Annotated in this window: 21 protein-coding genes and 1 pseudogene; 7 read left to right on the top strand and 15 right to left on the bottom strand. The window is 67.6% G+C overall.

What is annotated here, in order from left to right; translation table 11 throughout:
* From sphsw_RS19415 to sphsw_RS11730, 5 genes and pseudogenes are all read left to right on the top strand, one after another.
* Window positions 1-150: pseudogene (locus sphsw_RS19415) on the top strand (protein CapI); the annotation flags it as partial.
* A gap of 59 nt (window positions 151-209) precedes the next feature.
* The gene (yghU, locus tag sphsw_RS11745) at window positions 210-1,085 is read left to right on the top strand and encodes a glutathione-dependent disulfide-bond oxidoreductase (protein ID WP_031440783.1); all 876 of its coding nucleotides are present in this window, start codon (window positions 210-212) and stop codon (window positions 1,083-1,085) included.
* A gap of 206 nt (window positions 1,086-1,291) precedes the next feature.
* Window positions 1,292-2,311, top strand: coding sequence for a ferritin-like domain-containing protein (locus tag sphsw_RS11740; RefSeq protein WP_031440782.1), 1,020 nt, complete (start codon window positions 1,292-1,294; stop codon window positions 2,309-2,311).
* A gap of 51 nt (window positions 2,312-2,362) precedes the next feature.
* Window positions 2,363-3,406, top strand: a complete 1,044-nt coding sequence (locus sphsw_RS11735) for a ferritin-like domain-containing protein (protein WP_031440781.1) — start codon at window positions 2,363-2,365, stop codon at window positions 3,404-3,406.
* 93 nt (window positions 3,407-3,499) lie between these two features.
* Window positions 3,500-4,357: an outer membrane protein gene (locus sphsw_RS11730; protein WP_031440780.1), complete on the top strand. Its 858-nt coding sequence runs from the start codon at window positions 3,500-3,502 to the stop codon at window positions 4,355-4,357.
* 54 nt (window positions 4,358-4,411) lie between these two features.
* Here the strand turns inward: sphsw_RS11730 and sphsw_RS11725 are convergent, their stop codons facing one another.
* Window positions 4,412-5,785, bottom strand: a complete 1,374-nt coding sequence (locus tag sphsw_RS11725; RefSeq protein WP_031440779.1) for an FAD/NAD(P)-binding protein — start codon at window positions 5,783-5,785, stop codon at window positions 4,412-4,414.
* A 179-nt stretch (window positions 5,786-5,964) separates the two neighbouring features.
* On the opposite strand from sphsw_RS11725, the gene sphsw_RS11720 reads away from it, so the two are divergent.
* On the top strand, window positions 5,965-8,085 hold the full coding sequence (locus tag sphsw_RS11720; RefSeq protein WP_031440778.1) for a M13 family metallopeptidase: 2,121 nt from the start codon (window positions 5,965-5,967) through the stop codon (window positions 8,083-8,085).
* A gap of 145 nt (window positions 8,086-8,230) precedes the next feature.
* On the opposite strand, the gene sphsw_RS11715 is transcribed toward sphsw_RS11720, so the two are convergent.
* Genes sphsw_RS11715 through sphsw_RS11690 form a run of 6 tightly spaced genes read right to left on the bottom strand, consistent with a single transcriptional unit; the run spans window position 8,231 to window position 12,341 of the window.
* A complete protein-coding gene (locus sphsw_RS11715) occupies window positions 8,231-9,106 on the bottom strand; it encodes an alpha/beta hydrolase (protein ID WP_031440777.1) in 876 nt (291 codons plus the stop codon).
* On the bottom strand, window positions 9,106-9,789 hold the full coding sequence (locus sphsw_RS11710; protein WP_031440776.1) for a glutathione S-transferase family protein: 684 nt from the start codon (window positions 9,787-9,789) through the stop codon (window positions 9,106-9,108). Before sphsw_RS11710 ends, sphsw_RS11715 begins: the two co-directional genes overlap by 1 nt.
* A complete protein-coding gene (locus tag sphsw_RS11705) occupies window positions 9,789-10,424 on the bottom strand; it encodes a 3-oxoacid CoA-transferase subunit B (RefSeq protein ID WP_031440775.1) in 636 nt (211 codons plus the stop codon). Before sphsw_RS11705 ends, sphsw_RS11710 begins: the two co-directional genes overlap by 1 nt.
* Window positions 10,424-10,735 carry a DUF5076 domain-containing protein gene (locus sphsw_RS11700; protein ID WP_042467134.1) on the bottom strand — a complete coding sequence of 104 codons (312 nt, stop codon included), beginning with the start codon at window positions 10,733-10,735 and terminating at the stop codon, window positions 10,424-10,426. The genes sphsw_RS11705 and sphsw_RS11700 overlap by 1 nt, the downstream gene beginning before the upstream one ends.
* A complete protein-coding gene (locus tag sphsw_RS11695) occupies window positions 10,735-11,616 on the bottom strand; it encodes a 5'-nucleotidase, lipoprotein e(P4) family (protein WP_042467132.1) in 882 nt (293 codons plus the stop codon). The genes sphsw_RS11700 and sphsw_RS11695 overlap by 1 nt, the downstream gene beginning before the upstream one ends.
* A gap of 14 nt (window positions 11,617-11,630) precedes the next feature.
* Window positions 11,631-12,341, bottom strand: coding sequence for a CoA transferase subunit A (locus tag sphsw_RS11690; RefSeq protein ID WP_031440773.1), 711 nt, complete (start codon window positions 12,339-12,341; stop codon window positions 11,631-11,633).
* Between the two features lie 116 nt (window positions 12,342-12,457).
* Between sphsw_RS11690 and sphsw_RS11685 the strand changes: the two genes are divergently transcribed.
* Entirely contained in the window at window positions 12,458-14,101 is a 1,644-nt protein-coding gene (locus sphsw_RS11685) for a thiamine pyrophosphate-binding protein (RefSeq protein WP_031440772.1), read from the top strand.
* 284 nt (window positions 14,102-14,385) lie between these two features.
* On the opposite strand, the gene alaS is transcribed toward sphsw_RS11685, so the two are convergent.
* The 8 genes from alaS to recO form a co-directional block, all read right to left on the bottom strand.
* A complete protein-coding gene (gene alaS, locus sphsw_RS11680) occupies window positions 14,386-17,043 on the bottom strand; it encodes an alanine--tRNA ligase (RefSeq protein ID WP_031440771.1) in 2,658 nt (885 codons plus the stop codon).
* 44 nt (window positions 17,044-17,087) lie between these two features.
* A complete protein-coding gene (locus tag sphsw_RS11675) occupies window positions 17,088-17,651 on the bottom strand; it encodes a GNAT family N-acetyltransferase (RefSeq protein WP_031440770.1) in 564 nt (187 codons plus the stop codon).
* A complete protein-coding gene (locus sphsw_RS11670; RefSeq protein ID WP_031440769.1) occupies window positions 17,648-18,454 on the bottom strand; it encodes a LysR family transcriptional regulator in 807 nt (268 codons plus the stop codon). Before sphsw_RS11670 ends, sphsw_RS11675 begins: the two co-directional genes overlap by 4 nt.
* Window positions 18,451-18,849, bottom strand: a complete 399-nt coding sequence (apaG, locus tag sphsw_RS11665) for a Co2+/Mg2+ efflux protein ApaG (protein ID WP_031393907.1) — start codon at window positions 18,847-18,849, stop codon at window positions 18,451-18,453. Before apaG ends, sphsw_RS11670 begins: the two co-directional genes overlap by 4 nt.
* Window positions 18,846-20,051: a trans-sulfuration enzyme family protein gene (locus sphsw_RS11660; protein WP_031440768.1), complete on the bottom strand. Its 1,206-nt coding sequence runs from the start codon at window positions 20,049-20,051 to the stop codon at window positions 18,846-18,848. The genes apaG and sphsw_RS11660 overlap by 4 nt, the downstream gene beginning before the upstream one ends.
* Before the next feature lie 57 nt (window positions 20,052-20,108).
* The gene (locus sphsw_RS11655; protein ID WP_235188374.1) at window positions 20,109-21,242 is read right to left on the bottom strand and encodes a glycosyltransferase family 2 protein; all 1,134 of its coding nucleotides are present in this window, start codon (window positions 21,240-21,242) and stop codon (window positions 20,109-20,111) included.
* The gene (gene leuB / locus sphsw_RS11650) at window positions 21,239-22,285 is read right to left on the bottom strand and encodes a 3-isopropylmalate dehydrogenase (protein ID WP_031440766.1); all 1,047 of its coding nucleotides are present in this window, start codon (window positions 22,283-22,285) and stop codon (window positions 21,239-21,241) included. Before leuB ends, sphsw_RS11655 begins: the two co-directional genes overlap by 4 nt.
* Before the next feature lie 40 nt (window positions 22,286-22,325).
* The coding region (recO, locus tag sphsw_RS11645; RefSeq protein ID WP_031440765.1) for a DNA repair protein RecO at window positions 22,326-22,797 on the bottom strand (472 nt) is incomplete at its 5' end.

Here is a 22,797-nt window from a genome sequence, read left to right as displayed (position 1 = left end):
CAGGACCTGCCGATGCAGGCGGGCGATGTCGTGCGCACCTGCGCCGATGTCAGCGCGATCGGCAACGATCTCGGCTTCGCCCCCACCACCAGCATCACCGAGGGCGTGCCACGCTTCATCCGATGGTATCGCGACTATCACGGCGTCTAGGCGTTAGGATGGTCGAGACCGAACCCCGAGCCCACCCTTTTGATGCACGGAGCAGCCCGATGACCGACGCCCCGACCTATACCCCCCCGGCAATCTGGACCTGGAACCGCGACAATGGCGGCCGGTTCGCCGCGATCAACCGGCCGGTTGCCGGATCGACGCATGACAAGGAGCTGCCGGTCGGGCGCCACCCGCTGCAGCTCTATTCGCTCGGCACGCCGAACGGGGTGAAGGTCACGATCATGCTCGAGGAGCTGCTCGCGCTCGGCCATGCCGGCGCCGAATATGACGCCTGGCTGATCCGGATCAACGAAGGCGACCAGTTCGGCAGCGGCTTTGTCGAGATCAATCCCAATTCCAAGATCCCGGCGCTCATGGATCGCAGCGGCACGACGCCGCTGCCGATCTTCGAATCCGGCGCGATCCTGATGCATCTCGCGGAGAAATTCGGCGCGTTCCTGCCGACCGAACCGGCAGCGCGCGCGACCTGCTTGTCCTGGCTGTTCTGGCAGGTCGGCAGCGGCCCGTTCGTCGGCGGCGGCTTCGGCCATTTCTACGCCTATGCGCCGGTCAAGATCGAGTATGCGATCGACCGGTTCGCGATGGAGGCCAAGCGCCAACTCGACGTGCTCGACCGGCGTCTTGCCGACAGCGCGTATCTGGCCGGTGCCGCCTATACGATCGCCGACATGGCCGCCTGGCCTTGGTACGGGGCGCTGGTCCAGGGCCAGCTCTACGACGCCGGTGAGTTCCTTCAGGTCCAGGACTATCCGAACGTGAAGCGCTGGGCGGATGCGATCGGCGCACGCCCCGCGGTCCAGCGTGGCCGCATGGTCAACCGCGTCATGGGCGATCCTGCAAGCCAGCTCCACGAACGCCATGACGCCACGGATTTTGCGACCCGTACACAGGACAAGTTAAGCCCGCCATCATGAATGGCGCTATAAATGCTGTGGTGCAGCATTACTGAAAACATTGCGCGCGATTAGTGTATTTGGAGAAGTTTGCCCAAGTAATCCATTTAGTTGCAACTTTATCTCCCAGCTCCCGTTCCTTGAACCGTTGTGCACACAGGATCGCCCGCCAGAGGCGATCGAGGCCGACCGTGTGCCGACGTGCCTGGTTCAGGGAGATGAAGCCAATGACCCAATCAACCCATCTGATCGATGCTCTCGATGCCCGTGTCGAACGGCGCAACGACCGGCGTGAGTTCTTCAAAAATGCACTTGGTGCGGCTGCGATGACGGCAGCCGGAGCGACCGCTCTGTCCCTCTCGAGCGCAGCCGCGGCACAGTCGGTAACCGACGCCGACGTCCTGAACTTCGCGCTCAACCTCGAATATCTCGAGGCGCAATTCTACTCCTATGCAGCCTATGGCACAGGACTCGACAATGCTCTGCTGACCGGCAGCGGTACGCAGGGTGCGGTTCGTGGCGGCCGCAAGGTCGCGTTCACCGATCCCATCGTCGAGCAATATGCACGCGAAATCGCACAGGACGAGATCGCGCATGTCAGGTTCCTTCGCACTGCGCTCGGCAGCTCGACGGTGTCGCAGCCGGTGATCGACGTCAGCGTTTCGCCGACCAGCGCCTTCTCGGTCGCCGCGCAGGCCGCCGGGCTCGTGCCTGCCGGCACCGCTTTCGATCCCTATGCCTCTGACGAGGCGTTCCTGCTCGGCGCGTTCATCTTCGAGGACGTCGGCGTCACCGCCTACAAGGGTGCCGCCCCCTTGCTCACGAACAAGACGTTCCTCGATGCCGCGGCCGGCCTGCTCGCGGTCGAGGCCTATCATGCCGCGATCGTCCGCACGACGCTGTACGGCAAGGGTATCGACGTGCCGTCGTTGCGCACCTCCGCCGATGCCATTTCGCGCGCGCGCGACAGCCTCGACGGTGGTGGTGCCAACACGACGATCTTCGGCGCGAACGATATCGATCAGGGGATCTCGTCCTACAGCGCGACGCCGATCAACCTGTCCGCCACCCAGGCGGCGGTGACCGTGTCGAACATCGTGCCGCTGGACGCCGACGGTGTCGCCTATAGCCGCTCGGTGAGCCAGGTGCTCAACATCGTGTACCTGAACAGTGGCGCAGTGGCCGCGGGCGGGTTCTTCCCGGCAGGCATGAACGGCAACATCAAGACGAGCACCGCAGCAGCCTGAACCGCTTCAGCTCTGCCGTCAGCTTTCTTTGCTATTCAGGGGATTAACCCAATGACCGACCTCAATACCAAGCTCGAAATATTCGACGCCATCGCCGCCCGGCGCAACGAACGCCGCGGCTTCCTGCGCTTTGCCGGTGGCAGTGCGCTCGCCGTCGGCGGTGCCTCGCTGCTCGCGGCCTGCGGTAACGACGATGCCGATCTGGCGCCGTCGCCGACGCCCACGCCGACACCCGCGACGGGATCCGCCATCACCGATGCCGACGTGCTGAACTTCGCGCTCAACCTCGAATATCTCGAGGCGCAGTTCTACGCATTCGCGACGTTCGGCGTTGGCCTCAACGCCAGCCTGCTGACCGGTACCGGGACTCAGGGGGGCGTGACGGGTGGTCGACAGGTGCCGTTCCAGGACGCGATCGTCCGTGAATATGCGCGCGAAATCGCCATCGACGAAGTCGCGCACGTCGCCTTTCTGCGCCGGGCACTCGGCACCGCCGCGGTCGCACAGCCTGCACTGGACATCTCTGCCGGCACCGCGGCTGCGCCGGGCGCCTTCACCTTGGCCGCACGTGCGGCACGTGTCGTACCGGATACGGGCGTGTTCGATCCGTATGCCGACGACAACAGCTTCCTGCTCGGCGCGTTCATCTTCGAGGATGTCGGCGTCTCGGCGTATAAGGGCGGCGCAACGCTGATCGGCAACAAGACCTATCTCGAGGCGGCCGCCGGCATCCTCGCGGCAGAGGCGTATCACGCCGGCCTGATCCGCACGATCCTGTATCGCAAGGGACTGCAGACGCCGTCGCTGCGTACCGCCGCAAACCAGATCAGCGACGCGCGCGACAGCCTGGACGGCACCGTCACCAACGCCACGACGGGCATCATCGGCGACATCGATCAGGGCATCACCGGCATGGATCCAACCGTGTCGAACATCGTCCCGACCGACGCCAACGGCCTGGCGTTCAGCCGGTCGGTCGCACAGGTGCACAACATCGCCTATCTGACCAACACCGCAAAGATCGGCGGGGGCTTCTTCCCCAACGGCACCAACAACCGCACCGATGCACTGCGCACCAGCGGCGCCAACGCGTGATCGTCGTCACGAACTGAAACAGGACAACCTGGGCCGCGGCGCACATCGGGCGCGTCGCGGCCCCTCGTTTGGGGAACGACCATGAAGCATTCCATGAAACTGACCACGCTCGCCGGCCTCGCCGTCGCGGGTGTTTTTGCCGTTCCGGCCGCCGCGCAGGAAACCACCGCGGATCGTCCGTTCTCGGGCGTCTATATCGGTGCGGCCGGTGGGTATGACGTGCAGGGCAATGACGTCGGCTCGTCGATCCTGTTCGACCGCAACGGCGACGGCGCTTTCAACGACAGCGTCAACACCATCACCGGCGCCAACGCCTTCTCGCCGGGCTTCTGCAACGGCTCGGCGCGTACCGGTGCCGCGGCTTCCGGCTGCCGTAACGACGACGATGGCTGGGCCTATTATGGTCGTGCAGGCCTCGACGTTCAGCGCGGCAACATCGTCGTCGGTGTCGTCGGCGAATTCGGCACGAGCGACATCACCGACAGCACGTCGGGCTTCTCGACCACGCCTGCGAGCTACACGATGGCGCGCAAGCTGAAGTGGGAAGCGTCCGCCCGCGGCCGCCTGGGCTATGCGGCCAACACCACGCTGTTCTACGGCACGTTCGGTGCGGGCTATGCCAAGATCGACAATCTGTTCTTCACGACAAACACGGCGAACGCGTTTTCGGCGACTGGCTCGAAGAACCAGTGGGGCATTCTCGGCGGCGGCGGCATCGAGCAGAAGCTGACCAAGAACATCTCGATCGGCATGGAATACATGTTCCACCAGTATCAGGATGACGATGCGCGCGTTCGCGTGACGGCGGGCACGGCACTGGCCGGCAGCCCGGTTCTGCTGGCGAACAACCCGTTCCTGATCGCGCCAAACACCAGCGGCACCGATTTCCGCCGCAGCGACGAGAAGTTCCGCTGGCACAGCCTGCGCGCCACGGCGGCGTTCCGGTTCTGAGCCCATGCGCTGCCAGCATCGCGTGATGCTGGCAGCGCATAGCGTCCGGCGAGCCTAGAGCCCCTCGCCCCCGACCCATTGCGCATTCGACAGGCGCCTGGCCAGATCCCAGCTTTGCTGCCGGATATCGGGAACCGCGACGACCTCCCACAATCCGCCGCGGGTCATCGGCCCGATACAGTGAAGCCGCTGTTCGGCATGCCCGTCGCGGCCGATCGCCTGTGACTGGGCATCGACGTCGACCCCGAGACGAAGCGGATCGGGCCGGATCGCCCCGTCCGCGATCAAATGCCGGATCAGCGGCTCGCTCGATCGCATCAGATCACCCTGCGGCCCGGTACAGTTCACGATCCGCGCCGCCCGCGTGACGACCGCCTGGTCCGTGCCGCGGGGTCGCCAATTTAGATCCACAGCATCACCGGCTGCCGCGGCGGACACGATCTTCCCCGCTGTGAACCGGAGCCGCCCGGTCGAGACCAACGCATCGACCCGGTCCGCGACCTCCGGCGCCAGCCGATGCCGGTGGACGTCCCAATAGGGTCGCGCGTGCCGCAGGAACCGTGCGCGCTGCGATGTCGGGGCGGCCGCCCAGAGCATCTGGGTCACGGGGCGAAGCTCGTCGACCGCCGCGCGCCAGCCATCCGCCTTGGCACGATCGCGGACGTGCCGGACGATCGCCGACAAATCCCCCTGCGGCTTGTCGAGGACCCGCGCGGGCGGCGCGCCATCGACATGCCGCCGCGGTGAGAGCCCGCGCCGCGACACCGCCAGGATCTGTCCCGAAAACCCGCCGGCATCGAGCAGCAGCGCGGCGTCGATCGCGGTCAACCCGGTCCCGACCAGCACGACCGTGTCGTCCGGCCCGAGCCCCTCGCCAATGTCCGACGCCCAGGGATCCGCGCTATAGCGTCCGGGCGGAAGGTCGTCGGGGTTGAGCCCCGGCGGCGTGTGCGGCGGCAGGTTGCCGAGCGCGAGCACCGCACTGTCCGCGGCAATCGCGCTGCCATCCGCCATCGTCACCGCAAGCCTGTCGGCGCTGGCGAAGTCGATCGCGCAGACCTCGCCTTGCGCAAGCACCAGCCGTCCCGCCGATTGCGCGATCGTCGCGTCGAGCATCTCGCGCAGATACAGGCCGTAGGTCGTGCGCGGCACGAACGTCTTGCGGTCGCCGTCGCCGCGCGCTTCGAGCCAGCGGACGAAATGGTCGGGATCGTCGGGGAGCGCGCTCATGTTGCCCGCGCGCACGTTGAGCAGGTGGCTCGGATGCGCCGCGCTATACGCGACGCCGCGTGCGAGCTGGCGCTGGCGCCGCTCGACCAAAGTCGCGCGCGGTCCGCCGTGCCGCATCAGGTTGATCGCCAGCAACGTGCCCGAAAAACCGCCCCCGACGATGACGACATGATCGTCCGGTCCCGCGATACGTGTCATCCTGCCCCCATTTGCCGCAAAATCATCGTGCCCGCTCGATAGGCGCAAAGCGGCCCGACGCACAGCCGGCACGCGCAACGCACGGGGAACATAGAAGGATTGCACAAACGACAGCGCTGTTGCACTTTCTCGTCCATGGCCTGCCGGTCCCGGTCTGGCCCTCCCCCGGAGATCGCCCTGTGAAATCGAAGTTCGCCGTTCTTGTCTCGCTGATCGCCATCGCCGCCGCCACGCCCGCCACCGCGCAGGACCTTCACGCCTGTATCGACGAGGCGTGTACGCTCGAATCGATCCTGCCGCAGGACGCGGCATCGGGCACGCCCGCAGCCGATGCGGCGGCCGCGACGCGCTATGGCCGCTGGGGCTTCGACCTTGCCGGCATGGACAAGAGCGTGAAGCCCGGCAACGACTGGTTCGACTATGTGAACGGCAGCTGGGTCAAGAGAACGCAGATCCCGGCGGACCGCTCGTCCTACGGCGCCTTCGCGGTACTGCGCGACCTGTCCGAGGCACGCATGCGCACGCTGGTCGAGGGCTATAAGCCCGGCGACGCCGCCAACCCCGATCGCGCCAAGGTCGCGACGCTCTACCAAGGCTTCATGGACGAAGCCGCGATCGAACGCGCTGACGCTGCACCGCTGTTGCAGCGGCTCGCCCCGGTCAAGGCCGCGACGACGAAGGACGATGTCGCGGTGCTGATGGGCAAGTCGATGGGCGGGTTCGGCGCCAGCTTCTTCGGTCCCGGCGTCAACGACGACGCGAAGCAGCCCGACGTCTATGCGCTGTATCTGCGCCAGTCGGGCCTGGGGCTCGGCGACCGCGACCTGTATCTTGATCCGAAATTCGCGCCGCAGGTCGTGCGCTACCAGGCCTATGTCGCGCAGATGCTCGGCATGGCGAACTGGCCGAACGCGCAGGCCACCGCGGCAAAGATCGTCGCGATGGAGACGCGGATCGCGCAGGCGCACTGGACCCGCGCGCAGAGCCGCGACCGCGACAAGACCTACAACCCGATGACGCTCGCGCAGCTTCAGGCGCAGGCGCCGGGCTTCCCCTGGGCCAAGTTCTGGACTGCCGCGGGCATCGACAAGGCCAACCGCGCGATCGTCGCGCAGAACACCGCCTTTCCGAAGATCGCCGAGGTCTTCGCCACCACCGACCTCGACACGCTGAAGGCCTGGCAGGCGTTCCGCACCGCCGACGACATCGCGCCCCTGCTGTCGAAGCGGTTCGTCGACGCCAATTTCGACTTCCGCTCGAAATTCCTCAACGGCCAGCCGCAGCAGCGCGATCGCTGGAAGCGCGGGATCGGCGTTACCGAACGCGCGCTGGGCGAGGCGATCGGCCGCGATTACGTCGCGCTCTATTTCCCGCCGGCTTCGAAGACCAAGATGGACGAACTCGTCGGCAACCTGCGGATCGCACTGCGCGGGCGGATCGACGGTCTGCCCTGGATGGGTGCCGCGACCAAGCAGGAGGCGCAGGCCAAGCTCGCCAATTTCAGCGTGAAGGTCGGCTATCCCGACAAATGGCGTGACTATAGCGCGCTGCAGATCACCCCGGGCGACCTGATCGGCAATGTCGAGCGCGCCGGGCGGTTCGAATGGGACTATCGCCGCAACCGCATGGGCGGCCCGGTCGACAAGGCCGAATGGGGCATGACCCCGCAGACCGTGAACGCCTATTACAACTCGGTGAAGAACGAGATCGTCTTCCCCGCAGCGATCCTCCAGCCGCCGTTCTTCGATCCGGATGCCGATCCCGCGGTCAATTACGGCGGCATCGGCGGCGTGATCGGGCACGAGATCAGCCACGGCTTCGACGACCAGGGTCGCAAGTCCGACGGCAAGGGCGTGCTGCGCGACTGGTGGACCGCGCAGGATGCCGCCAAGTTCGAGGCACAGGCGGTCAAGCTCGGCGCGCAGTACGAGGCCTATACCTTCGAAGGCCTGCCCGGCGTGAAGATCAACGGCCGCGCCTCGATGGGCGAGAATATCGGCGATCTCGGGGGCGTGCTGATCTCGCTTGACGCCTATCACACCTCGCTCGGCGGCAAGCCTGCGCCGGTGCTCGACGGCTATAGTGGCGACCAGCGCTTCTTCCTCGGCTGGGGTCAGGTCTGGCGCACGCTGTTCCGCACCGAGGCGCTGCGCCAGCAGCTCGTCAGCGATCCCCATTCGCCGGGGCAGATCCGTGCGATCAACCCGCTGCGCAACGTCGACGCCTGGTACAAGGCGTTCGACGTGAAGCCCGGGGACGCGCAATATCTCGCGCCCGCGGACCGCGTCCGGATCTGGTAAGGCCGCAAGCCCGCCGCCGGACACAAAAAATCCGGCGGCGGGCCAAGGTCGGGGCGGCGGGGCTCCGTCCTGTCAACGAGGGTGGCGGTGTTCCTGCTCGTCCGTCGTCATCCTCGCCCCCCGACCGTCGACGGCCGGGACGCGGTCAGCGCATCGCCTGGTTCAGGAATGCCACGCTGTCCGAGAGTACCGGCGCCTTGCCGCGGAACGGCTTGGACAGCGCCATCGCCACATCCTCGTGGCTGAGCCCCGGATAGTCGACATGCCGCACCGGTGCATCGAGCGCGGTGAGCTTTGCCGTCAGGTTGTCGGCGTTGTGCGCCTTCACCTGCGTGTCGTCGCCCGCCGACACGAGCAGCATTGGCGGCGCATCGCGTCGCGCGAAGTGGATCGGCTGGGTCATCACCGGATCCGCCGCCCCCTGCATCGCATCGATCGCGCGCCTGGCGGTGAACGGGTAGAAGTCATAGGGCCCGCACAACCCGACCGCGGCCTTGATGATCCGCGGATCGACACCTTCGGCACGCAACCAGCGCGGGTCGAGCGTCAGCATCGCGACCGTATACGCCCCCGCGGAGTGACCGGCGACGGCGATCCGGTTCGGGTCGCCGCCCGACGCCTCGATATGATCGCGCGTCCACTTCACCGCCTCGGCGCCATCCTGCAGGAAGGCGGGGAAGCGGACGTCGGGAACCTTGCGGTAATCGGGCATGACGACGACGTAGCCCGCCTTCGCATAGGCGCGCGCGGCAAACGCATAGGCGCTACGCGACCCGTGCACCCAGCCGCCGCCATACCAGAAGATCAGCACCGGCAGCCCCGTCTTCGCGCCGCCCGATGGCCGCCACACGTCGAGTTTCTGGCCATGCGTGCCGAACGGAACGCCCTCCCGCACCCGCGCAGTGCCGCGGCCGCCGCCCATTACCCCATCGAGCACGCTGAGCGTGCCGGGCCCCGCAGTGAACGCCGTGCCCGCAATCAGGATCACGACCAGCGCGATGACAATGGCAACGCGGCGCATCAGCGGCGGAAATCTGCGGTAATCGATCCGCTGGCCGCCAGTTCGGCCTCGTGCCCGGCCTCGCGCCACGTCTCGCCGAGCGCGGCGTCTTCCCATTCGCGCATCGCCGGATGCGCGATGATCCGCTCGACCCATGCAAGGCCCTGCGGACCGACATCGATCCCGTAGGTGCGGACGCGAAACGCGACAGGCGCAAAGAAGGCGTCGACGGCGGTAAAGTCGGCGCCTGCGAGCCAGGGCCCGCCGAACCGGTCGAGACCTTCCGCCCAGAGTTCGGTGACGCGCGCGACGTTGCGGTCGAGCGCGTCACTGCCGCGGACCGGATCGACGCGGACGCCGACGTTCATCGTCCGCTCGTTGCGCAATGCCGCGAACCCGCCATGCATCTCTGCCGCCGCGCAGACCGCCCAGGCGCGCGCATCGCCATCGGACGGCCAGACGCCGTCGTGCCGCTCGGCGAGGTAGAGCGCGATACCCAGCGAATCCCACACCGTCCGCTCGCCATCGATCAGCACCGGCACCTGCCCGGTCGGCGAGAACAGCCGGAACGCATCGTAATTCTCGGGCGCGAGGAAGGGTTCGATCCGATCCTCGAACGCGATCCCCAGCGCCCGCATCAACACCCACGGCCGAAGCGACCAGCTGGAATAATTCCGGTTCGCGGTGACGAGCGTATAGCCCATCAGGCGGTATAGCGCGCGGTGGTCTTGGCCGCGACCTCGTCCGCGGTCACGCCGGGCGCGAGTTCGACCAGCCTGAACGGCGCATCATGGTCGCTACGCTGGAACACCGCCAGGTCGGTGACGATCATGTCGACCACGTTCTTGCCGGTCAGCGGCAGCGAGCAGGACGGGATGAACTTAGGCGTCCCGTCCTTGGCGGTGTGATCCATGACGACGATGATCTGCTTGACGCCCGCGACCAGATCCATGGCGCCGCCCATGCCCTTGATCATCTTGCCCGGGATCATCCAGTTGGCGATGTCGCCGTCTTCGCTGACCTCCATCGCGCCGAGCACGGTCAGGTCGATATGCCCGCCGCGGATCATCGCAAAGCTGTCGGACGAGCTGAAATAGACCGACGAGGGCAGTTCGCTGATCGTCTGCTTGCCCGCGTTGATCAGGTCGGCATCTTCCTCGCCCGCATAGGGGAACGGCCCGATCCCGAGCATCCCGTTCTCCGACTGGAGCGTGACCGTCATGCCGTCGGGAATGTTGTTCGCGACGAGCGTCGGGATGCCGATGCCGAGATTGACGTAATAGCCGTCCTTGAGTTCCTGTGCGGCCCGCGCCGCCATCTGGTTGCGATCCCACGGCATCAGTTGAGCGTTCCTTCCTGGATGGTGGTGATGGTCGTGACCTGGTCGCGCAGTTCGGCGCTGACGCCGTCGACGATCGCCTGCAGCGCGGCATCCTCGGCGATGCCCCAGGTGCCCGCATAGGCGCGGGCGGCGTGACGGATCGTGTCGGCGAGGAGGTAGCCGAACACCGTCGGATCCTCGAGGATGCCCGCGTCGATCAGCACGTTGCTGCCCGCATTGTTGGTGATCCAGATCCGCGCGACCTCGACCGATTCGTCCGTCAACGCGGCGCCGGGATCGAGCTTGATCGCGTTGGGGTGGTCGGTCATCAGTGGATTCCCTGTGTCGGCGCCCAGTGGATCGCGGGCGGAAAGACCTCGTCACGGCTACCTTTCAGCGCGGTGCCGTAGACGGGGTTCGGCAGCACGAACCACCCTGCCCCCCATTTCGCCGTGATCGCGGGCGACTGCACCACCGCACGCCGCGCGGCGGGGGTCTGGCCTGCGTTGAACAGGTCGCTGAAATCGCCGAGCTGGTCGCCGCCCATCGCGACGACGCAATAGCGCGCGGCGATCGTCGCGCGGCGGCCGTCCTTCTTTGATCCGGTCGCGTCGTCGCCGGCGAGGAACAAGGTCTCGCCGTGGCGGGCGGGGCCAAGGCCCGCGGCTTCGATCGCCGCCTGCGTCTGTGCGGCATTGGCGGCGGCGCGGTTGGAGTTGAAGACCACCGTCACGCCCATCGCGCGCAACTGCGTCAGTGCGGCAAGCGCGCCGGGAACGGGCGCGACCTGCTTGATGCCGGTGCGCTCCCACTCCTGCCAGCGCGGTTCGGACCAGGGCCGCCCCGTGGACGCATCATATTCGAAGCCGAGATTGAGCAGCACGGTCTCGTCGACGTCGAACACCACGGCCTTGGGCTTGCTGCCGCATGCGGTCCAGCGCGGCGCGGCGAGCGTCGCGCCTGGCGCGAGGACGACCGATGTCGGCGTGCGCTGCGCACGGACATAGCCGACAAGCGCGTTCCATGCCTGGATGCTGGCGGCGGCGGCCTCGCCCGAGGCGTAGAGATACTGCATGCCCGCCGGGACGCCGTCGACGGTCACCGGTGCGGAGACGATCGCGGTCGGCGAGGTCACGCTGACGCACCCTTGCAGAACCAGTGCCCCTGCGAGCGCAGCGGTCCAGGAAAAATGGCTGCGTTTGCGGCACATTATCGGGCCTGGTTTCACGCGGAGACCCGCTCGCGGACGGTGCGGAATTCGATCTTCTTGTCGTAGGGCGCACCGACGATCATCCGCTTCACATAGATCCCCGGCAGGTGGATAGTATCGGGATCGAGGCTGCCAACGGGAACGATCTCCTCGACCTCGGCGACGCAGATCTTGCCCGCGGTGGCCATCGGCTGGTTGAAGTTGCGCGCGGTCTTGCGGAAGATCAGGTTGCCGCTCTCGTCCGCCTTCCAGCCCTTGATGATGCTCAGGTCCGCACGGATGCCCCGTTCGAGGATATAATCCTGCCCGTCGAAGCTCTTCACCTCCTTGCCCTCCGCCACCAGGGTGCCGACGCCGGTCTTGGTGTAGAAGCCGGGGATGCCCGCGCCGCCCGCGCGGCAGCGCTCGGCAAGCGTCCCCTGCGGGCAGAATTCGACCTCGAGCTCGCCGCTCAGATATTGCCGCTCGAATTCCTTGTTCTCGCCGACATAGGACGAGATCATCTTCTTCACCTGGCGCGAACGGAGCAGCTTGCCGAGACCCTGCCCGTCGATCCCGGCATTGTTGCTCGCGATCGTCAGGTCCTTGACGCCCGACGCCTCGATCGCGTCGATCAGCCGCTCGGGGATGCCGCACAGCCCGAACCCGCCCGCGCAGATCGTCATCCCGTCGAACAGCACACCCTCGAGTGCCGCCGCCGCGTCGGTGTAGCGCTTGTTCGCCATGCATCCTCCTATCGTCTTTACCGCGGCATAATGCGCCGGGCAGTGGACGGCAATGTCGGGCGGGCGTTCTCGACTTGGTGACGATTGCCGGGCTACGGTGGCGGCAGGAGATTGTCATGACCCAGCGTACCGGCGGCCAAATTCTCGTCGACCAACTCGTCGCACAAGGCTGCGACCGTATTTTCACCGTGCCCGGCGAAAGCTTCCTCGCGGTGCTCGACGCGCTGCACGACACGCCCGCCATCGAGACGGTGGTGTGCCGGCAGGAAGGCGGCGTGGCGTTCATGGCGTGCGCGGACGGCACGCTGACGCACCGCCCCGGTATCGCCTTCGTCACGCGCGGGCCCGGTGCGACCAACGCATCGATCGGCGTGCATGTCGCGATGCAGGACTCCCAGCCGATGATCCTGTTCGTCGGCGATATCGACCGCGGCACGCGTGACCGCGAGGCGTTCCAGGAGATTGATTTTCAGGCGATGTTCGCGCCCATCGCCAAATGGGCGGCGCGGATCGACGATGCCCGGCGGATCCCCGAATATGTCGCGCGCGCGTATGCGACCGCGATGTCGGGCCGCCCCGGGCCGGTGGTGCTCGCACTCCCAGAAGACATGCTGCTGGACGTGGTCGAGGCGGTCGACCGACCGCGGGTCGAGCGCGTCGCGCAGGCGTGCGACGCGGACATGATGGACCTGCTCGCGGATCTGCTGACGACCGCCGAGCGGCCGGTGGCGATCGTCGGCGGCGCGGGCTGGGATGCGGCTGCGTCGGGGGCGTTCTCGACCTGGGCGGATCGCAACGGCATTCCCGTCGCCGCGGCGTTCCGGCGCCAGGATGCGATCCCGAACGCCTGCCCGGTCTGGGCGGGCAATCTCGGCTATGGACCCAATCCGAAGCTGGTCGCGCGGGTGAAGGAAGCCGATCTGCTGCTCGTCGTCGGGCCTCGGCTCGGCGAAGCGACGACCGATGGCTATGCGCTGGTGACGCCCGATCATCCGGGGCAGCGGATCGTCCATGTCCATCCCGATCCCAATGAGTTGAACCGCACCTATCACGCCGACGTCGCGGTATGCGCGGGGATGGCCGAATTCGCCGAGGCACTGCTTGCGGTCGACCTGCCGCCGCGAACCGCGGGTCAGGAGGCGCATGCTGAGTGGCGCGCCTGGTCGACGCCGGCGCCGCGCGATCTGGTCATGGACCTTGGGCCGTGCGTCGCGGCGATGCGCGAGCGGCTACCCGCGGATGCGATCCTCTGCAACGGCGCGGGGAATTACTCGGGCTGGTGGCATCGCTACTGGGCCTATGCCGGGCCGGGCACGCAGCTCGCGCCGACCGCCGGAGCGATGGGCTACGGCGTACCCGCCGCGGTCGCCGCGTCCCTGCGGCATCCCGAGCGGACGGTGGTCGCGCTGGCGGGTGACGGGTGCTTCCTGATGAACGGGCAGGAGATGGCGACCGCGGTCGCGCAGCGGGCGGACATGCTGGTGCTGGTCGTCGACAATGGCGGCTACGGCACGATCCGGATGCATCAGGAGCGCGAATATCCGGGGCGGGTGTCGGGAACCGCGCTGCGCAATCCCGACTTCGCCGCGCTGGGCCGGGCCTATGGGTGCTGGGCGGAAACGGTCACCAAGACCGAGGATTTCGCCGCGGCGCTGGACCGGGCGATGGCGCGCGGCGGGGTGCGGATGCTGCATCTGGTCACGGATATCGAGGCGATTACCGCCGGGACGACGCTGGCGGCAGTGCGCGGGGCGGCGTGATCCTTATTGGGTAAGCACGCCACCGGCACACGTCATGCCCCACCCCGGCGAAGGCCGGGGCCCAGTTGGGGGACAGTAGTAACCGCGGACGGTCCTCTGTTACCTCGACCTTCCCACCTGGGCCCCGGCCTTCGCCGGGGTGGTGGTTATAAGGGTGCATGCTTCTTACTGTTCCCCCGCGAAAGCGGGGGCCCAGGGTGCCGCACACTGTCAATACTTAGCTGGGCCCCCGCGTCCGCGGGGGAACGGCGTGTAGTTAGCCAACAGCGTTAAGGGGCAGCCCCTCAGCCCGCGAGCTTAGCCCGCACCGCCGCAACCGCATCCGCTGCCTTGTCGCCATCAGGCCCGCCGCCCTGCGCCATATCAGGACGGCCACCGCCACCCTGCCCGCCAAGCGCGGTGACTGCGATCTTCAGCAGGTCGACCGCATTGTGGCTCGCGACCAGATCCGCGGTCACGCCGACCGCGACCGAGGCGCGGCCGTCGTTGATCGCGACGAGCATCGCGATCCCCGAGCCCAGCCGCTGCTTGGCCTCGTCGACCGCGCCGCGCAGGCCCTTCGCCTCGAAATCATTGAGCACCTGTCCGATAAAGGCCACGCCGCCGACCTGCTCGGGTCCCGCCGCCTCACCCGAACCGCCGCCGCCAAGCGCCAGCGCCTTCTTCGCATCGGCCAGCTCACGCTCGAGCCGCCGGCGATCCTCGATCAGCGCCGCGACGCGCGCGGGCACCTCGTCGGGAGTCGATTTCAGCGCCGCCGCCGCCTCGCGCAGGCGATCGTCGCGCCCGGTCAGATAGGCACGCGCGGCCTCGCCGGTCAGCGCCTCGACACGCCGCACGCCGCTCGACACCGCGCCTTCGCCGACGACCTTGAACAGCCCGATATCGCCGAGCGCGGTGACGTGCGTGCCGCCGCATAGCTCGATCGAATAGGTCTTGCCCCCGCCAGTCACAGGGTCCTGCGATCCCATCGAAACAACGCGGACCTCGTCGCCATATTTCTCGCCGAACAGCGCCATTGCACCCATCGCGATCGCGTCGTCGGGTGTCATCAGCAGCGTGGTGACCGCGCCGTTGCCGCGGACCTGCGCGTTCACATCGGCCTCGACCTGCGCGATGTCGGCGGGCGTCATCGCGACCGGCTGCGAGAAGTCGAAGCGCAGGCGATCGGGCGCGACCAGGCTCCCCTTCTGCGCGACATGCTTGCCGAGGCGCTCCCGCAAGGCCTCATGCAGCAGATGCGTCGCCGAGTGGTTGGCACGGATCTGCGCACGACGCGCGACGTCGATCTGCAGCTTGACGGTATCGCCGACCTTGATCCCGCCCGACTCGACCATCGCATGATGGACGAACACGCGGCCGAGCTGCTTCGACGTCTCGGTGACGGTCGCGCGCAGCCCGGTGTCGGTCGAGATGTGCCCGGCATCGCCGACCTGCCCGCCGCTCTCGCCGTAAAAGGGCGTCTGGTTGACGACGATCGACACCGTATCACCCGTCGTCGCATGGTCGACGCGCGCGCCGTCCTTGACGAGCGCGACGACCTCGCCCTCGCCGGTGTCCGAGGCATAGCCGAGGAACTCGGTGCCGCCGCTCTGCTCGACGATGTCGAACCAGATATCGTCAGAAGCCTTGGCGCCCGAACCCTTCCACGCGGCCCGCGCCGCGCGCTTCTGCTCGGCCATCGCGGTGTCGAAGCCTTCGCGGTCGACCGCGAGCCCGCGTTCGCGCAGCGCGTCCTCGGTCAGGTCGTACGGGAAGCCATAGGTGTCGTAGAGCTTGAACGCGACGTCACCCGCAAGCGTCCCCTCGGTCATGTCCGCGGTCGCCTCGTCGAGCAGCTTCAGCCCCTTGTCGAGCGTCTGGCGGAACCGCGTCTCCTCCTGCTGCAGCGTCGCCTCGATCAGCGGCTGCGCACGGAACAGCTCGGGATAGGCCGCGCCCATTTCGGTGACGAGCGACGGCACCAGCCGGTGCATCAACGGCTCCTTCGCCCCCAGGATATGCGCGTGACGCATCGCGCGGCGCATGATCCGGCGCAGCACATAGCCGCGGCCTTCATTCGCAGGCAGCACGCCGTCCGCGACCAGGAAGCCTGCGGTGCGCAGGTGATCCGCGATCACGCGGTGGCTGGCGGTATTCGCGCCGTCGGTCGCGGTATGCGTCAGCGCTCCGCTCGCCGCGATCAGCGCCTTGAACGTGTCGGTATCGTAATTGTCGGTGACGCCCTGCATGACCGCGGCGATCCGCTCGAGCCCCATGCCGGTGTCGATCGAGGGCTTGGGCAAATTGCCGACGATCTCGGCATTTTCCTGCTCATATTGCATGAACACGAGGTTCCAGATCTCGACGAAGCGATCGCCGTCCTCGTCGGGGCTGCCGGGAGGGCCACCGGGGATGTGATCGCCGTGATCGTAGAAGATCTCCGAGCATGGCCCGCACGGCCCGTTGTCGCCCATCGACCAGAAATTGTCCTTGGTCGGGATGCGGATGATGCGGTGCTCAGGCAGCCCGGCGATCTTCTTCCAGAGATCGAACGCCTCGTCGTCGGTGTGATAGACGGTCGCGGTCAGCTTGTCCGGCGACAGGCCCCACTCCTTCGTCAGCAGCGTCCACGCGTGCGTGATCGCCTGTTCCTTGAAATAATCGCCGAACGAGAAATTGCCGAGCATTTCGAAGAAGGTGTGATGCCGCGCGGTGTAGCCGACATTGTCGAGATCATTGTGCTTGCCGCCCGCGCGGACGCACTTCTGGCTGGACGTCGCGGTCGTGTAGGGGCGCGATTCGAGGCCGGTGAAGACGTTCTTGAACGGCACCATCCCCGCATTGACGAACATCAGCGTCGGGTCGTTCTGCGGGACGAGCGGCGCAGAGGGCACGATCTGGTGTCCCTGCGAACCAAAATAGTCGAGGAAGCCGCGGCGGATGTCGTTCGTCGATGTCATGCCGCCGACTTAGGCGAGCAACGGGGTTCGCTCAAGTGACCGCGTTACGCGGATTGGGGCAGTGCCGCCGCCAGCCAGTCATCGGCGTGAAGCCCGTAGATCAGGCTGTCGCGCAGCCCCATATGCGTCTCCCATTCGCCGCGCAGCAGCCGTTCGCGCCGGAACCCCAGCCGTTCGAGCAACAGGATCGACGCGCGGTTCTCGCTGTCAGCATCGGCGAACACGCGGTGCTGCCCCTCGGCGAACAGCTGGTCGAGCACCGCCGACACCGCCTCGCTCGCAAGGCCGCGGCCCCAGTGCGCGCGCGCGAGGATGAAGCCGATCTCGGTCACCCCCTGCCCGCGCATCCGCCCGCCCGACACCCAGCCAATCGCCCGGTCGTCGCCGTGCCGCGTGATCGCCCAGGCACGCCAGTTTACGTCAGCGGCATCCTCGACCAGATAGAGCCGCGTCGCCTCGATCGACGTTAGCGGACCATCCGCCGAATAGGTCATCAAGTCCGCGTCGGCGAGCGTCGGGTGCAACGCGACCGCGTCGGCCTGGACGAGCCGACGCAGCCGGAGCCGCGGGGTCACCAGCACCGGATGGGGCAGCGCGCGACGCTTCAAGCGATCAGGGCGTCGACGAGCGCACGCACTTTCTTCTGACGCCACTGCGGCAGCGGCGCGACGAGCCAATAGCCGCCGCGCGACGGCTGCGCGTCGCCGATGATCCGGATCAGCCCCGCCTCGAGCCCGCGCCGCGCCAGCAGTTCGGGCACGGTCGCCCGCCCGAGCCCCGCCGCCGCCGCATCGATCGCCAATCCTGCATCACCGACGCGAACCAGTGCCGTGGCATCTCCCGCCGCCGGGTCAAGCGCGGGCGCGCCGGGCCAGGCGATGATCGCTTCGGACGCGCTGCCGGTCGCCGCGATCGTGACGAGCCCTTCGGATTCGAGCGCCTCGCCCTCATTCTCGCCAGGACCATCGCCCCAGCGGATCGCGAGGTCGAGATTGGCCTCGGTAAAATCCACCGTCTCGTCCGCGGTGATCAGGACGAAGCGCAAATCGGGATCGGCCGCGGCGATCTCGGCGAGCCGCGGCATCAGCCATTTCTCGGTCAGATCGCGCGGCGCGGCGATCGTCAGCGACTTGGACGTCTGCCCCGCCTGCATCGCGCGGACCGCCTCCTCGAACTGGAGGAAACCGTTGCGCAACGGACCGAGCCCCGCCTCGGCCTCGGGCGTCAGCTCGAGCCCTCGCGTAGTACGCCGGAACAGCACGACGCCCAGCGTGTCCTCGAGCGCGCGGATCTGCTGCCCGACCGCCGCGGGGGTGACCGCGAGCTCGTCGGCGGCGCGCGTGAACGACAGGTGGCGCGCCGCCGCGTCGAGTACGCGCAGCCCGTTCAGCGGCAGGTGCGTGCGCTTCATGAAATCACCGCCGGCGCACTCAGCGAGAAATGCGGGATCGCCACCTCGAACACCGCACCGGTATCGTCGACCATCCGGTAGGATCCGCGCATCGCCCCCGTCGGCGTCGCAAGCGGGCAGCCCGAGACATAGTCGAAGCTCGCACCCTGCTCGATCAGCGGCTGTTCGCCGACGACGCCCTCGCCCTCGACGGTGTGGCGCGCGCCATGCCCGTCGGTGATGATCCAGTGTCGCGTCAGCAGCTGGACCGCGCCGGGCCCGTCATTTTCCAGCCGGATATGATAGGCCCAGAACCAGCGCCCGCGCTGCGGTTCGGACTGTTCGGGCAGATAGCTGACCGAGACGCGTACCGTCACCCCGCGCGTCGTCGCCGCACTGGGGAACAGCGCCTTCACAGCCCGACCTTGCCCAATGCCCGGTCGAGATCGTCGATCACGTCGCGCACGTCTTCGAGCCCGACGTTGAGCCGCAACAGCCCCTCGGTCACGCCCATCTCAGCCTGCTTGTCGGGCGAGACGCTGGCATGCGTGGTCGAGGCAGGATGCGTCATCAGCGACCGCGAATCGCCGATATTGTTCGAGATATCGACCAGCTCCAGCGCATCGAGCAGGCCATGCGCCTGTTCACGCCCTTCGACCTCGAACGCGAAGATCGGGCCGCACGCGTCCATCTGACTCATCGCGAGCTCGTGCTGCGGATGGCTGGCGAGGCCCGGATGCAGGATCCGCGGCACGCGCGCTTCCAGAAACGCGCCGACCTTCTGCGCATTTTCCGACTGGCGACGGATACGCAGATCGAGCGTCTCGAGCCCCTTGAGCACCACCCACGCATTGAACGGCGACAGCGTCGGCCCGGTGTTGCGCGTGAAGGGCAGCAGCGTGTTGGTGATGAAATCCTCGGTCCCGCATACAGCGCCGGCGAGCACGCGACCCTGCCCGTCCATCATCTTGGTCGCGCTGTACGCGATGACGTCCGCACCGAACTCCATCGGCCGCTGCAACGCCGGCGTCGCGAACGCATTGTCGACGACGGTCGTGATCCCGCGCTCGCGCGCGATGTCGCACACCGCCTTCAGGTCGACGATGTCCATCGTCGGGTTGGCGGGCGTCTCGAAGAAGAACACCTTGGTCTCGGGCCGGACCGCGTCGAGGAACGCCTGCGGGTCGCGCGCGTCGACGATCGTCGTGGCGATCCCGAACTTGGGCAGCAGCGTATCGGTCAGCCAGCGGCACGATCCGAACGCCGCGCGGCCGCCGACCAGGTGATCGCCGCTCTGCAACTGACACAGCAGCGCCGCGGTCATCGCCGCCATGCCCGTCGCCATCGACCGGCACGCCTCGGCCCCCTCGAGCAGCGCGATCCGCTCCTCGAGCATCTGCACCGTCGGGTTCTGGAGCCGGGAATAGGTCATCCCGTCCTGCTCGCCGGCAAAGCGCGCCGCGGCGTCGCCGGCCTTGTCGTAGCAATAGCCCGAGGTGAGGAAGAGGGCTTCCGACGTTTCGCCATATTCGCTGCGGGCGGTGCCGCCGCGGATGGCCTGCGTCTGCGGACGCCAGTTCTGGGTGATCGAACGATCTTGGCCGGTCTTGCGCTTCATGGCGACGCTTTGCCGGGGGCGGGCGGTGATGACAACCCCCGCGGAGGGTCGCGCGCGCTAGTAGCGCCCCCAGGTAAACCTGGATGACAGCGCATAATTCCACACCGCGCCGACCAGCACGCCGATCATCGCCGACACCGCCCAGGCGTCGTTGCGCACATCGTGCATGAACGCTGCGATCCCGACATTGGCAATCGCGCCAACCGAACAGATGAGCGCGAACGATACCCAGCCATCGGCGAGCTGCCGCCATCCCTTCAGCCGCCGGTCGCGATAGGTCAGCGCGTTGTTGAGGAAGAAGTTCATCGTCAGCGCGGCCAGCGTCGCGCCGATCTGCCCGACCAGGAACGACGTCCCGATCCCGAGGAACAGCGCGCTGAGCACCGCCATGTGCACGCCGATGCCGAGCACGCCGATCGCCGAGAACATCGCGAACCGCACCGGCACGAACCGCCCGAACATCCGGTCGTACAGCGCGATCAGATATTCCAGCGCGACGACGTGATCGAGCTTGCTCTCCCCCTCGGTCCGGCAGCGGAAGGTATAGGGCAGCTCGGCGAACCGCAGCGGCTCGGGCGACGCGGTCAGCAGGTCGAGCAGGATCTTGAACCCGATCGCCGACAGTCTGGGCGCAAGCGCGCGCGCGACGTCGGTACGGATCGCGAAGAAGCCGCTCATCGGATCGCTCAGATCCGCCTTGAGCACGCGCCGCGACAGCCGTGTGGCGAGCGCGGACTTGGCGACGCGGTCGCGGTCCCAGTCGCCGGTCCCGCCGCCGCTGACGAAGCGCGAACCGATCACCACGTCGTGATCGCCCGCCTGAAGGAGGTCGAGCATCTTTGGCAACAGCGTCTCGTCATGCTGCAGATCGCCGTCGATCACCGCGACGACGGGCGCGGCGGTCGCGCACAGCCCCTCGATACAGGCCGAGGACAGCCCCCGTCGGCCGATCCGCTGGATAACGCGGACGCGCATGTCGCTGCGCCCGAGCACGCGCGCCGCCTCGGCGGTGCCGTCCGGGCTGTCGTCGTCGACGAAGATCGCTTCCCAGCGCCGTCCCGCCAGTGCCTGGTCGAGCTTGGCGATCAGCGCGGCGACGTTTGCCTTTTCGTTGAACGTCGGGATGACGACCGCGATCTCGAGCGTGTCCGGCCCCGAGCCCCGCTCCGCGTCCAGCTCGACCGGACTCACCCGAGCGATGCGATCACCGCGTCGCCCATCGCGCGCGTCGTCAGCGTGCCGCCGAGGTCAGGGGTCCGCGCGCCGGCCAGGATCGCCGCCGCCACCGCCGCCTCGATCCGGTCGGCCGCGTCGGCCTTGTCGAGCGAATGCCGCAGCATCATCGCCGCGGACAGGATCGCGGCGCAGGGGTTCGCCTTGCCCTGCCCGGCAATGTCGGGCGCGCTGCCATGGATCGGTTCGTACAGACCGTGACCCTGGCCATCGAGCGCAGCGGAGGGCAGCATGCCGATCGATCCCGCGCACATCGATGCCTGGTCGGACAGGATGTCGCCGAACAGATTGCCGGTGACGACCACGTCGAACTGGCCGGGATCGCGCACCAGCTGCATCGCCGCGTTGTCGACATACATGTGGCTGAGCGCGACGTCGGGATAGTCCGCCGACACCTCGATCACGACGTCGCGCCACAGCTGCGACGTCTCCAAGACATTGGCCTTGTCGACCGACAGCAGCTTGCTCTTGCGGGTACGGGCGGTCTCGAACCCGACGCGCGCGATCCGGGCGATCTCCGCCTCGTCGTAACGCATCTCGTCATGGCCTTCGCGCAGGCCCTCGGCCGTCGTCCGGATGCCCTTGGCGCCGAAATACACGTCGCCGGTCAGCTCGCGGACGATCACCATATCGATCGTGCGTGCGATCTCCGGCCGCAGCGACGACGCATCCTCCAGCCCCGCGAACAGCTTGGCCGGACGCAAATTGGCGAACAGCCCCAGCTCCTTGCGCAAGCCCAGGATCGCCTGTTCTGGTCGCAAATGCCGTTCGAGCCGATCGCAATCGGGGTCGCCGACCGCACCGAACAGCACGGCGTCCGCGCGCCGCGCGAGCGCCAGCGTCTCGGGCGGCAGCGGATGCCCCGCCGCCTTGTACGCCGCACCACCGACCAGCGCCTCGTCAAAGCTCAGATCGAGGTCGAGCCGGTCGAGCACGCGGCGCGCCTCGGCAGTCACTTCGGGTCCGATGCCGTCGCCGGCCAGTATCGCGATCAAGGGCATGTGCGTTCCTCCGCCGCCGCCCTTGCCGGGCAAGCCGCGCTCACGCAACCGCCCTTTTGAGCCGATCGACGAGGCGAGCCCGCGCTGCGAGCGGTTCGGCACGGCGTTCGACCAGAACATCGCGAGTCAGGAAATGCTCGGTCAGCCGCAGTCCGTCGAAGATGTCCGGCCACCCCGCCTCGCCCCCGGCAGTAAGAAAAGCGGGCAGCGGCAACAGCTTGGCTTCATAGCCCTGCGCCGCACCGCGCGACACCGCCGCCCCGCTCCGCGGACTGACGAATGCGAGGTCGTCGACCGCGCCGCTCGCTACGCACTGGTCGAGATCGAGACCGAAACCGAGCTCCGCGAGCAGCAGCAGTTCGTACCGTACCAGCGCCGCGGCCCAGCCGCGCGCCGACGGCGCCGCCTCGATCGCGCCGAGAACGCCGTCCAGCGCGTCGTGGATATGCGGATAGGGCTGCGCCTCCGGCAGCGCGACCGCGGCCAGCGCCGTCGCCCATTCGAGCGCACCC

The sequence above is a fragment of the Sphingomonas sp. FUKUSWIS1 genome (assembly GCF_000733135.1).
GTDB lineage: Bacteria > Pseudomonadota > Alphaproteobacteria > Sphingomonadales > Sphingomonadaceae > Sphingomonas > Sphingomonas aerolata.
Note: the sequence above shows the minus strand (reverse complement) of the source record. Positions and strands in the feature narration are given on the sequence as shown.

Coding starts and splice junctions, on each gene's coding strand:
- sphsw_RS11740 (WP_031440782.1), top strand. CDS start 1,292: ATGACCCAATCAACCCATCTGATCGATGCTCTCGATGCCCGTGTCGAA.
- sphsw_RS11700 (WP_042467134.1), bottom strand. CDS start 10,735: ATGACCGACCACCCCAACGCGATCAAGCTCGATCCCGGCGCCGCGTTG.
- sphsw_RS11715 (WP_031440777.1), bottom strand. CDS start 9,106: ATGCGCCGCGTTGCCATTGTCATCGCGCTGGTCGTGATCCTGATTGCG.
- sphsw_RS11725 (WP_031440779.1), bottom strand. CDS start 5,785: ATGACACGTATCGCGGGACCGGACGATCATGTCGTCATCGTCGGGGGC.
- leuB (WP_031440766.1), bottom strand. CDS start 22,285: ATGCCCTTGATCGCGATACTGGCCGGCGACGGCATCGGACCCGAAGTG.
- sphsw_RS11670 (WP_031440769.1), bottom strand. CDS start 18,454: ATGAAGCGCACGCACCTGCCGCTGAACGGGCTGCGCGTACTCGACGCG.
- sphsw_RS11695 (WP_042467132.1), bottom strand. CDS start 11,616: ATGTGCCGCAAACGCAGCCATTTTTCCTGGACCGCTGCGCTCGCAGGG.
- sphsw_RS11690 (WP_031440773.1), bottom strand. CDS start 12,341: ATGGCGAACAAGCGCTACACCGACGCGGCGGCGGCACTCGAGGGTGTG.
- sphsw_RS11710 (WP_031440776.1), bottom strand. CDS start 9,789: ATGGGCTATACGCTCGTCACCGCGAACCGGAATTATTCCAGCTGGTCG.
- yghU (WP_031440783.1), top strand. CDS start 210: ATGACCGACGCCCCGACCTATACCCCCCCGGCAATCTGGACCTGGAAC.
- sphsw_RS11660 (WP_031440768.1), bottom strand. CDS start 20,051: ATGAAGCGCAAGACCGGCCAAGATCGTTCGATCACCCAGAACTGGCGT.
- sphsw_RS11705 (WP_031440775.1), bottom strand. CDS start 10,424: ATGCCGTGGGATCGCAACCAGATGGCGGCGCGGGCCGCACAGGAACTC.
- sphsw_RS11735 (WP_031440781.1), top strand. CDS start 2,363: ATGACCGACCTCAATACCAAGCTCGAAATATTCGACGCCATCGCCGCC.
- alaS (WP_031440771.1), bottom strand. CDS start 17,043: ATGACATCGACGAACGACATCCGCCGCGGCTTCCTCGACTATTTTGGT.
- sphsw_RS11685 (WP_031440772.1), top strand. CDS start 12,458: ATGACCCAGCGTACCGGCGGCCAAATTCTCGTCGACCAACTCGTCGCA.
- sphsw_RS11730 (WP_031440780.1), top strand. CDS start 3,500: ATGAAACTGACCACGCTCGCCGGCCTCGCCGTCGCGGGTGTTTTTGCC.